The sequence below is a fragment of the Bradyrhizobium sp. 191 genome (assembly GCF_023100985.1).
In the GTDB taxonomy this organism is placed as follows: domain Bacteria; phylum Pseudomonadota; class Alphaproteobacteria; order Rhizobiales; family Xanthobacteraceae; genus Bradyrhizobium; species Bradyrhizobium diversitatis.
Map to the genome: position 1 here is coordinate 8,209,083 of NZ_CP064692.1, position 14,019 is coordinate 8,223,101.

General features: G+C 64.7%; 11 protein-coding genes and 1 tRNA gene. 4 read left to right on the plus strand and 8 right to left on the minus strand.

What is annotated here, in order from left to right:
• Nucleotide 1: 1 nt before the first annotated feature.
• Genes IVB23_RS38820 through IVB23_RS38835 form a run of 4 tightly spaced genes read right to left on the minus strand, consistent with a single transcriptional unit; the run spans nt 2 to nt 5,876 of the window.
• Nucleotides 2-3,220, minus strand: a complete 3,219-nt coding sequence (locus IVB23_RS38820) for a CusA/CzcA family heavy metal efflux RND transporter (protein ID WP_247802090.1) — start codon at nt 3,218-3,220, stop codon at nt 2-4.
• On the minus strand, nt 3,213-4,187 hold the full coding sequence (gene ihpB, locus IVB23_RS38825) for a divalent metal ion exporter adaptor subunit IhpB (protein ID WP_247802091.1): 975 nt from the start codon (nt 4,185-4,187) through the stop codon (nt 3,213-3,215). The genes IVB23_RS38820 and ihpB overlap by 8 nt, the downstream gene beginning before the upstream one ends.
• Complete coding sequence (gene ihpA / locus IVB23_RS38830; protein WP_247802092.1) at nt 4,184-5,458, minus strand: divalent metal ion exporter subunit IhpA; 1,275 nt, start codon at nt 5,456-5,458, stop codon at nt 4,184-4,186. Before ihpA ends, ihpB begins: the two co-directional genes overlap by 4 nt.
• 55 nt (nt 5,459-5,513) lie before the next feature.
• Nucleotides 5,514-5,876 carry a hypothetical protein gene (locus tag IVB23_RS38835; RefSeq protein ID WP_247802093.1) on the minus strand — a complete coding sequence of 121 codons (363 nt, stop codon included), beginning with the start codon at nt 5,874-5,876 and terminating at the stop codon, nt 5,514-5,516.
• A 395-nt stretch (nt 5,877-6,271) separates the two neighbouring features.
• Here IVB23_RS38835 and IVB23_RS38840 point away from each other — a divergent pair, with 395 nt between their 5' ends.
• A complete protein-coding gene (locus tag IVB23_RS38840) occupies nt 6,272-7,162 on the plus strand; it encodes a hypothetical protein (RefSeq protein WP_197966819.1) in 891 nt (296 codons plus the stop codon).
• Nucleotides 7,163-7,223: 61 nt separating this feature from the next.
• On the opposite strand, the gene pepT is transcribed toward IVB23_RS38840, so the two are convergent.
• The 4 genes from pepT to IVB23_RS38860 all read right to left on the minus strand — a co-directional run bounded on the left by pepT (nt 7,224) and on the right by IVB23_RS38860 (nt 9,533).
• Complete coding sequence (gene pepT, locus IVB23_RS38845) at nt 7,224-8,474, minus strand: peptidase T (protein WP_061877832.1); 1,251 nt, start codon at nt 8,472-8,474, stop codon at nt 7,224-7,226.
• 103 nt (nt 8,475-8,577) lie between these two features.
• Nucleotides 8,578-8,907 (minus strand): HU family DNA-binding protein, encoded by a 330-nt coding sequence (locus IVB23_RS38850; protein ID WP_247802094.1) that lies wholly within the window; start codon nt 8,905-8,907, stop codon nt 8,578-8,580.
• A gap of 185 nt (nt 8,908-9,092) precedes the next feature.
• Nucleotides 9,093-9,169 (minus strand) — tRNA-Asp (locus IVB23_RS38855).
• Between the two features lie 160 nt (nt 9,170-9,329).
• Nucleotides 9,330-9,533, minus strand: a complete 204-nt coding sequence (locus IVB23_RS38860) for a hypothetical protein (protein ID WP_061877859.1) — start codon at nt 9,531-9,533, stop codon at nt 9,330-9,332.
• Between the two features lie 539 nt (nt 9,534-10,072).
• Here IVB23_RS38860 and IVB23_RS38865 point away from each other — a divergent pair.
• The 3 genes from IVB23_RS38865 to IVB23_RS38875 all read left to right on the plus strand — a co-directional run bounded on the left by IVB23_RS38865 (nt 10,073) and on the right by IVB23_RS38875 (nt 14,016).
• Entirely contained in the window at nt 10,073-12,328 is a 2,256-nt protein-coding gene (locus IVB23_RS38865) for a TonB-dependent siderophore receptor (RefSeq protein WP_247802095.1), read from the plus strand.
• Between the two features lie 744 nt (nt 12,329-13,072).
• On the plus strand, nt 13,073-13,438 hold the full coding sequence (locus IVB23_RS38870) for an NADH-quinone oxidoreductase subunit A (protein WP_008136158.1): 366 nt from the start codon (nt 13,073-13,075) through the stop codon (nt 13,436-13,438).
• A complete protein-coding gene (locus IVB23_RS38875; RefSeq protein ID WP_197966852.1) occupies nt 13,435-14,016 on the plus strand; it encodes an NADH-quinone oxidoreductase subunit B in 582 nt (193 codons plus the stop codon). Before IVB23_RS38870 ends, IVB23_RS38875 begins: the two co-directional genes overlap by 4 nt.
• Nucleotides 14,017-14,019 lie beyond the last annotated feature (3 nt).

The window sequence follows — 14,019 nt, forward strand, 5'->3', positions numbered from 1 at the left end:
TCTAGCGCTCCCCGGAAGCTGCCATGTCGGGCCCCATTGTAGGCGCTTCCCGCGCTACGTCACGACGGAACAACACATAGAGCGCGGGCAGCACCAAGAGGGTGAGCATGGTGGAGGAGATGATGCCGCCGATCACCACGGTCGCGAGTGGCCGCTGCACCTCTGCGCCGGCACCGGTGGCGAGCGCCATCGGCACGAAGCCGAGGGAGGCGACGAGGGCCGTCATCAGCACAGGCCGCAGCCGCGTCAGTGCGCCTTCGCGAACGGCCTCCGCAACGGATCGTCCCTCGCTGCGCAGACGCTCGATGAAGGCGATGATCACGAGCCCGTTGAGCACGGCGACGCCCGACAGCGCGATGAAGCCGACGCCCGCGCTGATGGACAAGGGAATGTCGCGCAGCAGCAGCGCCGCGACGCCGCCGGTCAGCGCCAGCGGCACCCCTGAAAACACCAGCGCCGCATCCGCCGCCGATCCCATGCCCATGAACAGCAGCAGAAACACCAGCAGCAACGCCACCGGCACGACGATGGTGAGCCGCTTGGTCGCGGAGACCAGCTGCTCGAACTGTCCGCCCCAGCCGATGAAGTAGCCCGGCGGCAGCTTGACCTTCTCGGCCACGGCCGCCTCGGCCTCGGCCACGAAGGAGCCGAGGTCGCGGGCGCGGACATTGGCGGTGACGACGATGCGCCGCTTGCCGTTTTCGCGGCTGATCTGGTTGGGCCCGGGCGTCGCATCGACGGTTGCGACCGACGACAGCGGCACATAGCGCATCTGGGTGAGGGAAGAGGCGGACAATGCTGTTCGAAGCGGCGTGTTGGCCGTGGCCTCCTCACCGGGCGGCAATGGGATCGGGATGGCTCGGATCGCCTCGAGATTGCCGCGCAGATGCTCGGGCAGGCGCACGACGATGTCGAAGCGGCGGTCGCCCTCGAACAGCTTGCCGGCCGACTTGCCCCCGACCGCGATCTCGACGATGCCCTGCACCTCGGCGACGCTGAGGCCGTAGCGGGCGAGTGCCTGGCGATCGAGCCGCACGGTGAGGATCGGCAGGCCAGCGACCTGCTCGATCTTGATGTCGCTGGCGCCGCGGATTCCCCGGATCGCGGCCTCCACCTGTCTTGCGGCGCCTTGCAGGATGTCGAGGTCATCACCGAAGACCTTGATGCCGACATCGCTGCGCACGCCGGAAATCAGCTCGTTGACACGGAACTGGATCGGCTGGGAGATCTCGTAGGCGCTACCCGGAATCTCGTCAGCAGCATGATCGATCGCCTCGATCACGTCGGCTTTCGGCTTGTCCGGGTCGGGCCATTCGGCGCGCGGCTTGAGCATGATGTAGCCGTCGGTTTGCGCCGGCGACATCGGGTCGGTCGCGATCTCCGCGGTGCCGATGCGGGTGAAGAACTCCTTCACCTCCGGGATCTGCTTGATGCGCTTCTCCAAGGCCTTCTGCAGGTCCAGCGACTGGGTGAGGCTGGTGCCGGGAATCCGGATCGAGGCCAGCGCGACGTCGCCTTCGTCGAGGCTCGGGATGAACTCGCCACCCATGCGCGCGGCGGCGATGCCGCTCGCAACCACGATGACCACGGCCATGATGGCGACCGCGGCGCGATTGTCGATGGCAAAACGGAGCAGGGGGAGATAAGCGCGCTTGGCGACCCGCATGAACAGGTTTTCGTGCTCGGACACCTTGCCGGTGACGAAGATTGCAACGGCCGCCGGCACGAAGGTGATGGAGAACAGCACGGCGGCGCCCAGCGCCATCAGCACGGTCAGCGCCATCGGCGTGAACATCTTGCCTTCGACGCCGGTCAGCGTCAGCACGGGCAGGTAGACCACGGCGATGATCAGTGTTCCGAACAGGCTCGGCTTGATGACCTCGCTCGACCCGCGCTGGATCGCCCGCAGCCGCTCCGGGAGCGTGAGCAGGCGACCCTTCTCGCGCTGGGCCTCGGCCAGCATGCGCAGGCAATTCTCGACGATGATGACGGCGCCGTCGACGATGATGCCGAAGTCGATCGCACCCAGGCTCATCAGGTTCGCGCTGACCTTGGTCTCGACCATGCCGGTGATCGTCATCGCCATCGAGAGCGGAATGACACAGGCGGTGACCAGTGCGGCGCGGATGTTTCCGAGGATCAGGAACAGCACGGCCACCACCAGCGCCGCGCCTTCCAGCAGATTGTTCCTGACCGTGCGGATGGTGGCCTCGACGAGATCGGTGCGATCGTAGACAGTCCGCGTCACGACGCCTTCGGGCAGCGATTTGGCGATGTCCTCGATGCGGGCTGCGACCCGGCGGGCGACGCTGCGGCTGTTCTCGCCGATCAGCAGCATGGCGGTGCCGAGCACGGTTTCCTCGCCGTCTCGCGTCGCCGCGCCCGTGCGCAGATCGCGGCCTTCGATGACGGTCGCGACGTCCCTGATCCTGACGGGATTGCCGCCGCGCGAGCCGATCACGATGTCCTGGATTTCGGCGATGTTGCCGACCTGCCCCGGCGAGCGCACCAGATATTGCTCGCCATTGCGCTCGATATAGCCGGCACCGACATTGGCGTTATTGGCGGCCAGCGCCGTCATGACGTCGCGAAAGCCGAGCCGGTAGGCCATCAGCTTGCCGGGGTCCGGCAGCACGTGGAATTGCCGCTCGAAGCCGCCGATGGTGTTGACCTCGACCACGCCCGGCACGTTGCGGAGCTGCGGCCGGATGATCCAGTCCTGCACAGTGCGCAAATCGGTCAGCGAATAGTCGTGGCCGCCCTGGGTCTTTACGCCCACCTTGGCCTCGACGGTGTACATGAAGATTTCGCCCAGCCCGGTCGAGACCGGCCCCATCGCGACCTCGACGCCCGCCGGGAGCTGGTCCTTCACCTGCTGGATACGTTCGCCCACGAGCTGGCGGGCGAAATAGATGTCGGTGCCGTCCTTGAAGACGATCGTCACCTGGCTGAGGCCGTAGCGCGACAGCGAGCGGGTGTAGTCGAGCTTCGGCAGCCCGCTCATGGCGGTCTCGACCGGGAAGGTGATGCGCTGCTCGGTCTCGAGCGGCGAGTAGCCGGGCGCGCGGGTGTTGATCTGGACCTGGACGTTGGTGATGTCGGGGACGGCGTCGATCGGCAGGCGCTGGAAATTCCAGGCGCCGAAGGCGACGGCGCCGAGCGCGAGCAGGAGGACCAGCCAGCGCTGATGCAGCGAGGCGGCGATGAGACGCTCAATCATGCTCGGCCTCTCCCTTGCCCATCTCCGCCTTCACGACGAAGCTGTTCTCCGCGACATAGTGCTCGCCGGCCGCGAGCCCAGCCTTGATCTCGACGAACCTCGGATCGGAATCCCCTGTTTCGACCGGACGCGCCTCGATCTTGTCGCCGTCCTCGCGCACGAACACGATGGTCCTGTTCTCCAGCGTCTGGATCGCGCTACGGCGCACGGCGACCGCGACGTTGCGCGCCGCGAGGATCAGCCGCGCCGCGACGAACAGACCGGGACGCAGTCGTCCGTCCGGATTTGCCAGCACCACGCGCGCCAGCGCGGTCTGGGTCTCGCTGCTGCCGATCGGGGCCATGTAGGAGATCGTGCCCTTGATCTCGCCGCGGCCGTCGTCGGGATCGATCAGCACCTCGTCGTTGATGCGGACGCGCCTCAAGTCCTGCCGATAGATCGACAGATCGACCCAGATGGTGGAGAGGTCGGCGACGACGAAGGCCGGCTTCTGCTCGGAGGCGTATTCGCCGAGCGAGATCTGCCGCTCGATGACGGTGCCGGCGATCGGCGCCTTGAGCTCGTAGACGGTGAGACTCTGGTTGCTCTCGATCGCCGCGAGCAGATCGTCCCTGGCGACCTTGTCGCCGATGCGCTTCAGGATGGATTTGACGACGCCCGGAAAGCGCGGCGTCACCTGCACCACGGCTTCCTGGTTGGCGCGCAGGATGCCGTTGAAGGCGAGCGTGTCGGTCAGCGTGGCGCCCGCGGCTTCGGCCAGCGTGACGCCCGCGGCCGCGAGCTTGACGTCGGAGATCCGGATGCGGTCGGCGCCGTGCTCGTCCTGCTCGACATGGTCGTTCGGCTTCTTTTCGGAATGCTCGGCATGCTCGGTGTGTGCGAGCTTGTCCGGGGCGAGCAGGGAATAGCCGTAAGCACCCAGCGCGGCGGCAACGATGGCAACGACGATGGTAGAGGACGTCCTCATCGTGCGCTCTCCCGCGCCAGCGTGAAGGGATTGCCGACGAGGCCCTCGATGATCGCAACGCCGGCATGGAAATTCTGCAGCGCCTCCTGCTCGCGCAGCCGCGCCTGGGTGACGCTGGCCTGGGCGTCGAGTACCTCGAGCAGGGTGAAGCGGCCCTGGCCGTAGCCCTGCGAGATCGCCTCGGACGCCTCGACGGCCTTGGGGATCGCGGTCTCACGCAGCACGGCGAGCTCGCGCAGCGACCCCTGGACCGAGTCATAGGCGCGGCCGGCAATCACGATCAGCGTGTTGCGGTTGGCCTCGCGCTCGGCCCTGGTCTTGGCAAGGCTTTCCTGCGCCGAGAGGATGTTGCCCTGGTTCTGGTCGAACACGGGGATCGGCACGGAGACGGTCAGGCGCGCCGCATCGTCGCCCGTTTCGTTGAAGTGGCGCCAGCCGGCGGCGATCCGCACGTCGGGATAGGGTTTGAGCCGCGCCAGCAGCAGCTCGGCATTGCGCTGCGCGTAAACGGCGGTCCAGCGCACCAGTTGCGGATTGGCATCGATGGCGGCAACCACCGCCTGGAAGGTGGGCGGCCGTCCCGTGGTATCGAGCCTGCCGGACACTTCGCCGAATTTCGCGGCTGGATCGCCCATCAGCACCGCAAGCTCGCGCCGGGCGCTGGCCAGCGTCGCCTTGAGGCGCTCGCGGTCGGCTTTCACCAACGCGGAGGCGACCTCGGCACGGCCGGTCTCGGCGGGCGAGGAGGCGCCGGCCTCGACGCGGCGGCGCAGCAGCGGCGTCAGGCGGTCGATGGCGGCAACCTGCTCGTCGAGGATCTGAATGCGCCGCTGCGCGCCGAGCACGCTGAGGAAGGCGATCGCGGTCTCCGACAGCAGCTCCAGCCTGACGGCCTTGCGCTGGATCGCGGCCACTTCGACGCCGGCGACGCCTGCGGCAATCCGCGCATCGCGCTTGCCGAACAGCTCGAAGGCCTGGCTGATCTGCAGCGTGGTCTCGGCCGATCGCGTCCCGCGATATTTGCCGGAGCCGAAGGAATCGTCCTGTTCGTAGGACAGTTCCGGGTTGAAGAGGGCGCCTGCCTGGATGCGCTGGCCCGTGGCGATGCCGACGTCGCGCTCGGCCGCCGTCAACCGCGGGCTTGCGGCCAGCGCGCGCGACAACGCGCTCCGCATCGTCAAAGTCTGGGCGTGAGACGGCGCAATCGCGAGTCCGGCAATCAGACACGCCGCCGCGCACGCCAGGCGCGCGGCCATTCCTCTGAACAACATCAAGCCGACCTGTAAAGGATGAACCCAATGGGCGCGGGGCGCCCGACCAATCCGTTCAGGCAATATGTTTGGGAGGCGGCGAGTCGGTGTCGGGGACAATTCCGGCGAGCCGGGGTGCATGTTGCGGGCTCGGTGCCGAAACAAGCGCGACCGATGCGGTCGACGGTGCCGGCTGTGTCACCGTGAGCGAGAAGCAGCCATGACAATGGTGGCTGCCGATGAACTTGTGGTCGCCATGGCCTGCGGGGCCATCAAGGGCCGCCACGATCTCGGAGCCGCCGCCGGGCGTGGTGACGTCGATGTCATGCGAGCCGTGCAGCGCGCTCGCGAGCAGATAGACGGCCGCGATCAGCACGGACAGCAGCCCGCGCCAGTTGCGCGGGCGGCAGGATCCTGAGGGCTGGCGGTTTGCGAGCACGACGTCTCTCTGGTTGCGGTCTGAGCCCGGCCTAGCATAAGCGCGGGAACAGTGTCGACCCGCAACATTGTTACGTCACTGGAACAATTGCCGCGGCGCATGCATAGGACAGGCACGGGCAGCTGGTTGCAACGCGAAAAGGCCCCAGCCCGAACGAACCGGCTGAGGCCTTGTGTGCTCACAATCTCTATCCTTGGGACTTGAGCCGATAACCATCCATTCCGCAGTTCGTTCCCGCCGCTCCGTCCAATTAGGAACGTTCCTCACACCTCGCGATTAGCGGACCGGAAGAAACCGAGGAGGATCAACAATGGACGGACTGATTTATTTGATCGGCTTGATCGTCGTCATCATGGCGATCCTGTCGTTCTTCGGCCTGCGCTAAGAGCGCCGCGATGACGATCGAAACGCTGATGCGCGAAGAGATCATGGAAGGCGGCATCGAGGGCGAGACTCCTCGAACCATCCAGTGGAGCTCGGTGTTCGCAGGCGCGCTTGCGGCGGGCGCAATGTCGTTCATTCTGCTGGGCTTTGGTGTTGCGATCGGCCTTGGTGTCAGTTCGGCCTCGCCGACCTGGCGCGATGCCTCGGCTGCGCTTGCGCTGCTCTCCGGGCTGTATCTGATCATCCAGGCGGTCATCAGCTTCGGTTTCGGCGGCTACATCGCTGGACGAACAACGCGGCCGGCACCCGCGCTGGCGACCATCGAGGACGACGGCGAGCGGCGGGACGGGCTGCATGGGCTGACGTCCTGGGCGCTCGCCGTGCTGCTCGGAGCCGCTCTGCTCGCGCTGCTCGGCGCATCTGCGGTTGACCGTTCGCCGTTGCGCAGCTCGGCCGGCAACACGTCCGTGGCCGAACCTCTGTTGAGCTATGAGCTCGACAAGCTGTTCCGTGCGCCGCGGCGTCCGCCTAACACGGACCTTCGCGAACCGCGCGCCGAAGCGGGACGCATCCTGATGACGTCGTCCAGCCACAGCGGCGTCACCAGCGACGACAGGGCCTATCTCGTGCAGCAGGTGGCCGCGCTCACGGGTCTTGCGGCGCCCGATTCCGAAAAACGGGTCGATGCGCTGATCGCGGAGTCCAGGACGGCCATCAACCGGGCGCGGCGCAACTCGATCATCGTCGCGTTCTCGGTCGCAGCCGCGACCCTGATCGGAGCGGTGGTGGCCTGGGCGGCGGCGGCCGCCGGTGGGCGGCACCGCGACGGCGCACCGCTGCCGAACTGGATGGCGAGTTCAAATCGCTTCCACCGCACTCCGCGCGCGATGCCGGTGCCGTAGTCTCGAAGCAAATGGCCGGGCATGAGCCCGGCCGTTTCAATATTTACGATGGTGAGGGGCGCTAGGCCCGTTCCTCCCAGATCATGGCGAGGTGGACGATGGTCTGCACCGCCTTTTCCATGTCCTGCCGGCTGACCCATTCGAGCCGCGAATGAAATGCGTGCTCGCCAGCGAAGATGTTGGGGCAGGGCAGGCCCATGAAGGACAGGCGGGAGCCGTCGGTGCCGCCGCGGATGGCGGTGCGCATCGGACGCAGGCCGGCGCGTCGGATGGCTTCGACGGCGTACTCGACAACGTGCGGGTGACGATCGATCACCTGCTTCATGTTGCGGTACTGCTCCTTGACCTCGAATGTGTAGGTCGAGCGCGGATAGTCCTTCATCACGTCCTTGACGATGCCCTCGAGCAGAACCTCCTTCTCCTTCAGTCCTTCCTCGGTGAAGTCGCGGACGATGAAGGAGAGCGTCGCCTGTTCCAACGCGCCCTCGATGCCGATCGGATGCAGAAAACCCTGCTTGCCTGAGGTCGTCTCCGGCGAGCAGCCTTCCTTCGGCAGCCGCTCGACGATGGCGGCGGCGATCTTGATCGCGTGCTCCATCTTGCCCTTGGCGTAGCCGGGATGGGCGCTGACGCCGTTGATGGTGATGGTGGCGCCGTCGGCCGAGAAGGTCTCGTCCTCGACGCAGCCGGCGCTCTCGCCGTCCATGGTGTAGCCGAAATCGGCGCCCAGTTTCTTCATGTCGACATTGTCGACGCCGCGGCCGATCTCCTCGTCCGGCGTGAACAGGATCTTGATGGTGCCGTGCTTCACATCGGGGTTGTTGAGGAAGAAATGTGCGGCATCCATGATCTCGGCGACGCCGGCCTTGTTGTCGGCCCCGAGCAGCGTGGTGCCGTCGGTGGTGATGATGTCGTTGCCGATCTGGTTCTTCAGCGCCGGGTGCTCGGCAAGGCGGATCACCTGGCTGGTGTCGCCGGGCAGCACGATGTCGCCGCCGCGATAGTTCTTCACCATTTGCGGCTTGACGTCCTTGCCGGTGACGTCGGGAGATGTGTCCATGTGCGAGCAGAAGCAGATCGTCGGCACCTTCTTGTCGGTGTTGGCCGGGATGGTGCCGTAGACATAGCCGTAATCGTCGAGATGCGCGTCCTCGACGCCCATGGCCTTCAGCTCGGCGGCGAGCACGCGGCCGAGATCCTTCTGCTTCTCGGTCGAGGGGGAGCTGGGGGATTCCGGATCGGACTGGGTGTCGATCGTGACATAGCGCAGGAAGCGCTCGGTCACGGTGTGCGAAAAGGTGAGAGAGGACATTTCTGGTCGAACCGCCGAGATTGAGGGAAGCAGGCGGTATACCAGAAAAGCCGGCCGCGATGCGGCCGAACGAGCTCCGATCAGGCCTAATGAATCGTAAGCGCTAGATCGCCTCTTTCAGTTCCTTCACCGGGCGGAACGCGACCTTCCGACTGGCCTTGATGTGGATCGCTTCGCCGGTGGCGGGATTGCGGCCGGTGCGGGCGGCGCGCTTGCGGACCTGGAGGATGCCAAGGCCCACGATACGGACACGGTCGCCCTTCTTGAGGTACTTGGTGATCAGCTCGACCATATCGGTCAGGACAGCTTCGGCGTGCTTTTTTGAGAGGTCCTGGCGCTCCGCGATGTCGGCAGCGAGGTGCTTGAGCGTGATGGTCGCGGCAGCGGCTGCCTTCTTCGCCGAATCCTTCTTAGCCAAATCCTTCTTAGCCATGACAGGCCTCCTCGATTCCACAGGAAGCCCCGGAAAAGCCGGAAACGCGTGGGGGATCCCTCCAAGTCTCGGAAGGCGTAGACGATTCGGACGTGGACTGACTATGCCGAGAGTTCCCGCCGGACGCCGGCAGATGCGACAGGCGTGGAGAAATTCGGGCTAAGGCTATGAAGGGATTGCCAAAATGGCGCGAGAGACGGGGCTCGAACCCGCGACCTCCGGCGTGACAGGCCGGCGCTCTAACCAACTGAGCTACTCCCGCGTGGTTCGCTCGACGCGCGCGGAACGAGGGGGGACTTAAAGGGGGGACATGGTGAAGTCAAGGACGTTGCGCTCTACCTGTCTGTCTCGGCTAAGCATTGCCCTGGAAAACAAAAAGGCCGCCCGGGGGCGGCCATTGGTCAGCCCGGAAGAGGCACGTATCAGCGAATCTCCGACGTCCCCGCACTCGTGACCGCCACCGGCTTGCCGGCCTTGATCACAGGCGTCGACTGGGCCGTCTGGCCGTAATCGGCATGGGTGCGGGCTGCGATCCCGAAGCCGGCCACGACGATACCGGCCACCAGCGCCACCACCACGATTTTCAGGTGGGTCGCACGATCAGCGGAGTGAATTGAGTGGTTCATCTGAGCCTCCCGACGGGCTTTGCCGCCGTCTATGGGCTTTGTCTTAAGGACGATCTGTTTCCGGATCGTTTCGCGGGTTCCGCAAAATGGTTTCATCTCTCCGCCCGGCCGGTTTCGTCCGGGGACCGGACGAACAGCGGCGTTTAGGCCGTCGGCCAGGACAGGAACAGATCAGCCCCACGTTCGCAGATCCATTGACGCGCAGGCTGATCGTGAAATCCGAAGTCCGAAGTTGCGGCGAGAACCTGACCTCCCTGATCACGGTGGCCTCAGCGCACAGAGCTCCCTGCACTGCTGCGACAGGTCCATGAGCTCACGGCGATCGCCGCCGGGATGTTCGAGAGCGAGGAGAATGCGCGCTGATCTCGCTGCAATAACGGGAAATGTTGGAGCGCTTCTAAGAGTTTTTCTAAGAAGCTTTCAATTAGGGATTCCGCGCGCTCTCACATAATCGTCATCGCAAGCGCATGCCGTTCTGGGACAGGCGGCATGTTGCATCAAACATGCAGTTTTGGGGTGGCGCGTTGAATAGTGTTGGAATGCTGCGGTCGGCCGTGTTGGCGACCGCATCCGCTTTGGTCTTGATGCCGCAGGCATCGCTCGCACAATCGTCCACGCAGAGTGGCGCGCAGAACCTGCCGGCGGTGACCGTCACCGCGCCGGAAGTGCGCCGCCGCGCGGCCGCGACCCCTCAGCGCCGCGCGCCGCGGTCATCGTCGGTGCAGACCGCCGACAGGAACAGGCCCCAGCCGCAGCGTGACGTCGGCTTCGTCGAGACGCCGCGCGGCCCAGTGCACGGCTATGTCGCAAACCGCAGCTCCTCGGGCACCAAGACCAACACGCCGATTATGGAAACACCGCAATCGGTGTCCGTCATCGGCGCCGAGCAGATCCGCGACCAGAAGCCGAACAAGCTCGATGAGGTCTTGCGCTACACCGCCGGCGTGCGGGCAGGGACCTTCGGCACGGATACACGAAATGATTGGTGGCTGATACGTGGCTTCAAGTCCGAGGACATCGGACTGTTTCTCGACGGCATGCAGCTGTTCTACACGTCCTATGCGAGCTGGAAGCTGCAGACGCCCAACATGGAGCGCGTCGAGGTGCTGCGCGGTCCGTCAGCGGTGCTCTATGGCGGATCGAGCCCGAGCGGCATCGTCAACGTCATCAGCAAGATGCCGCCGGCCGAGCCGATCCGCTACATCGAGACCGGCGTCAACAATTTCGGCAACGCCTATGTCAGCTTCGATGTCGGTGGACCGGTTGCAACGCAGCCCCAGGACGGAAAGCTGTTCTACCGCTTCGTCGGCCAAGTCCAGAATGGCCCCACCCAGGTAAATTTTACGCCCGACAACAACTATTTCATCGCACCGTCGTTCACCTGGAAGCCGGATGCCGACACGACGTTCACGGTGCTGGCCTCGGCCTCGAAGCAGGACACCCGCGGCATCAACTTCCTGCCTTACCAGGGCACGGTGACCAATGCGCCGTTCGGCAAGATCCCGACCAGCTTCTTCGTCGGCGATCCCAGCGTCGACAAGTTCACGCGCGAGCAGGAGATGCTCGGCTATCAGTTCGAACGCAATCTCACCGACGATCTGACGTTTCGTCAGAACGCCCGCTTCGCGCATGTCGATATCAGCTATCGCGGCTATATCGGCAACGGTTGGGACAACATCAATACGGCCACGATGGGCCGCTATAACTGGTATGCGAAGAACACCGCGAACCAAGCCAATCTTGATAACCAGCTCGAGTACCGCTTCGACACCGGTGCAGTCAGGCACACGATGCTGTTTGGAGTTGACCTGAGAGGGTACCAGATCGACGACTATCAGGCTTTCAATTTCGGGACCGTTCCCCCGATCAACGTCTTCAATCCCGCCTACGGTATTAACATTCCGCTCGCGGGCGCTCCGTTCCGCAACTTCCTGATCACACAGAAGCAGGCCGGCACTTACCTTCAGGACCAGATGAAGCTCGGTAACTTCACGCTGGTCCTGAGCGGGCGCAATGACTGGGTGGAGACCACGCAGGAAGCGCGCGACACGGGGGCGACGTTGGCCAGTATCAACGACAGCCGGTTCAGCGGCCGTGCCGGGTTGATCTACAATTTCGATAACGGCATCGCCCCGTACGTCTCCTATTCAACCAGCTACAATCCGATCATCGGCCTCAATGCGCAGAACCGGTTGTTCCAGCCTGAGAGCGGCCAACAGACCGAAATCGGTGTGAAGGTCGCGCCGAAGGGGTTCGACGGCTATTTCACGGCCTCGGTGTTCGACCTGAAGCGCCAGAACATACCGACGACCGATCCGGTGATCTCCACGCTGCAGAACCAGACCGGCGAGGTGACCTCGCGCGGCATCGAGCTCGAAGCAGTGGCCAACGCCACGAAGGAGCTGAAGTTCATCGGCGCCTTCACGGCCTATCATCTCTTCACCAGCAAGGATCTCAATCCGGCATTGGTGGGCAAGACGCCGACCAACACGCCCGAGATGCTGGTGTCGGGCTGGGCGGACTACACCTTCAAGGAAGGGCCGCTGACTGGCTTCGGCTTCGGCGGCGGCGTGCGCTATGTCGGCTCGTCCTGGGCCGACCAGGCCAACACCCTCGAAGTTCCCGCGGTCGTGCTCGGCGATCTCGCGGTCCACTACGAATGGCAGAACTGGCGCACGGCCCTGAACGTGATCAACCTGACCGACAAGATCTATGTGGCGAGCTGCGCATCAGCCACATCCTGCTTCTACGGCGACCGCCGGCGCGTCACCGCCAGCGTCTCCTACAAATGGTGAGGACAGGCGAGGGCAGGACCTCGTGGCGGGCCGGCTCTGGGGGCGGCCGATCGCGACGATCATCTGCTTCGCCTGACCGGACCGCCACTGATCTTCCCTCAGGAGATCGATGAGCTCATGGGCTATGCCCCCCGGCCCGAAGCTCATCCGAGCGCGGCGCGAGCGACCAACCAGCAAGTCGCCGTCGCCGCGCTCGCGGCCGGTTTGCAGCTGACCGCCGACGCATTCGCCAGACGAACCCCGGCCCCTTCGTGGCGCATGGCTCTGTGATCGTGCGCAGCTGTGGATAGGTGTGCTTTGCTGCACCTGTCCTGATCGCGGTGGCGCCCTCAATGACTCCTTGGCTGCACTGCTCTAGGGACCCCTGGCAAAACGACCCTCGGCAAATTATGTCAAGAGGCGGCGGAGGGTGCCTGCGCCGGTCGTTGCCGGGGTTGGACGCTCCGCCGCACCGGGAAAAACCGTACATTTTGCTCGGTCAAGGCGCAGCCGATAGCTGCCTTGGGCCCTGCGCCGCAATCTCAGAACTGCTGACCTGCGAAGCCGTGACTGCCCTTGCTGGGTCAGGCGATCTGCTCCATACCAGCCGCGGGGTGATTCCGGGATTTTCACCGTTCTGAGAGCGGCAAAGGGCCTGAAAAGAGCGTGTCTTGCGCCCATTGGTGCACTGCGCTAAGGCTCAGAATAATTCCAAATCGGACGAATCCGTGGCTGTCCTGAGGCTGCGGGAAAAAGGGCTCGTCAATGAGCGGCATTCTTCAGAACTATCTACCACTCGTCGTCTTTATAGGGGTAGCGGGCCTCATTGGCCTGGTGCTGCTGATCGCGCCCTTCATCGTGGCGTTTCAGCAGCCGGACCCGGAAAAGCTGTCGGCGTATGAGTGCGGTTTCAACGCCTTCGACGACGCCCGCATGAAGTTCGACGTCCGCTTCTATCTGGTCGCCATCCTCTTCATCATCTTCGACCTCGAGGTGGCGTTCCTGTTTCCCTGGGCGGTGGCGTTCGGCAAGCTTGGCGCGACCGGCTTCTGGTCCATGGTGGTGTTCCTCGCCGTGCTGACGGTCGGGTTCGCCTATGAGTGGAAGAAGGGAGCACTGGAATGGGATTGACCCCTGCACCGTCCGCCGGTCCGGTCATTGCGCCGGCCCCGAAGGGCATTCTGGATCCGTCGACCGGCAGGCCGGTCGGCGCCAACGATCCGTTCTTCCTCGAGGTCAACCACGAGCTGTCCGACAAGGGCTTCTTCGTGGCAGCGACCGACGATCTCATCACCTGGGCGCGCACCGGCTCCCTGATGTGGATGACCTTCGGCCTCGCCTGCTGCGCGGTCGAGATGATGCAGGTGTCGATGCCGCGCTACGATGTCGAGCGCTTCGGCTTCGCGCCGCGCGCCTCGCCGCGCCAGTCCGACGTGATGATCGTCGCGGGAACCCTGACCAACAAGATGGCGCCGGCGCTGCGCAAGGTCTACGACCAGATGCCCGAGCCGCGCTACGTCATCTCGATGGGCTCCTGCGCCAATGGCGGCGGCTACTATCACTATTCCTACTCGGTCGTGCGCGGCTGCGACCGCATCGTGCCGATCGACATCTACGTGCCGGGCTGCCCGCCCACGGCGGAAGCGCTGCTCTACGGCGTGCTGCTGCTGCAGAAGAAGATCCGGCGCACCGGCACCATCGAACGCTAAGGT

What these genes read in the sequence shown, in the direction of transcription:
- IVB23_RS38820 (WP_247802090.1), bottom strand. Translation starts at nt 3,220, where the DNA reads ATGATTGAGCGTCTCATCGCCGCCTCGCTGCATCAGCGCTGGCTGGTC.
- ihpB (WP_247802091.1), bottom strand. Translation starts at nt 4,187, where the DNA reads ATGAGGACGTCCTCTACCATCGTCGTTGCCATCGTTGCCGCCGCGCTG.
- ihpA (WP_247802092.1), bottom strand. Translation starts at nt 5,458, where the DNA reads ATGTTGTTCAGAGGAATGGCCGCGCGCCTGGCGTGCGCGGCGGCGTGT.
- IVB23_RS38840 (WP_197966819.1), top strand. Translation starts at nt 6,272, where the DNA reads ATGACGATCGAAACGCTGATGCGCGAAGAGATCATGGAAGGCGGCATC.
- pepT (WP_061877832.1), bottom strand. Translation starts at nt 8,474, where the DNA reads ATGTCCTCTCTCACCTTTTCGCACACCGTGACCGAGCGCTTCCTGCGC.
- IVB23_RS38850 (WP_247802094.1), bottom strand. Translation starts at nt 8,907, where the DNA reads ATGGCTAAGAAGGATTTGGCTAAGAAGGATTCGGCGAAGAAGGCAGCC.
- IVB23_RS38860 (WP_061877859.1), bottom strand. Translation starts at nt 9,533, where the DNA reads ATGAACCACTCAATTCACTCCGCTGATCGTGCGACCCACCTGAAAATC.
- IVB23_RS38865 (WP_247802095.1), top strand. Translation starts at nt 10,073, where the DNA reads ATGCTGCGGTCGGCCGTGTTGGCGACCGCATCCGCTTTGGTCTTGATG.
- IVB23_RS38870 (WP_008136158.1), top strand. Translation starts at nt 13,073, where the DNA reads ATGAGCGGCATTCTTCAGAACTATCTACCACTCGTCGTCTTTATAGGG.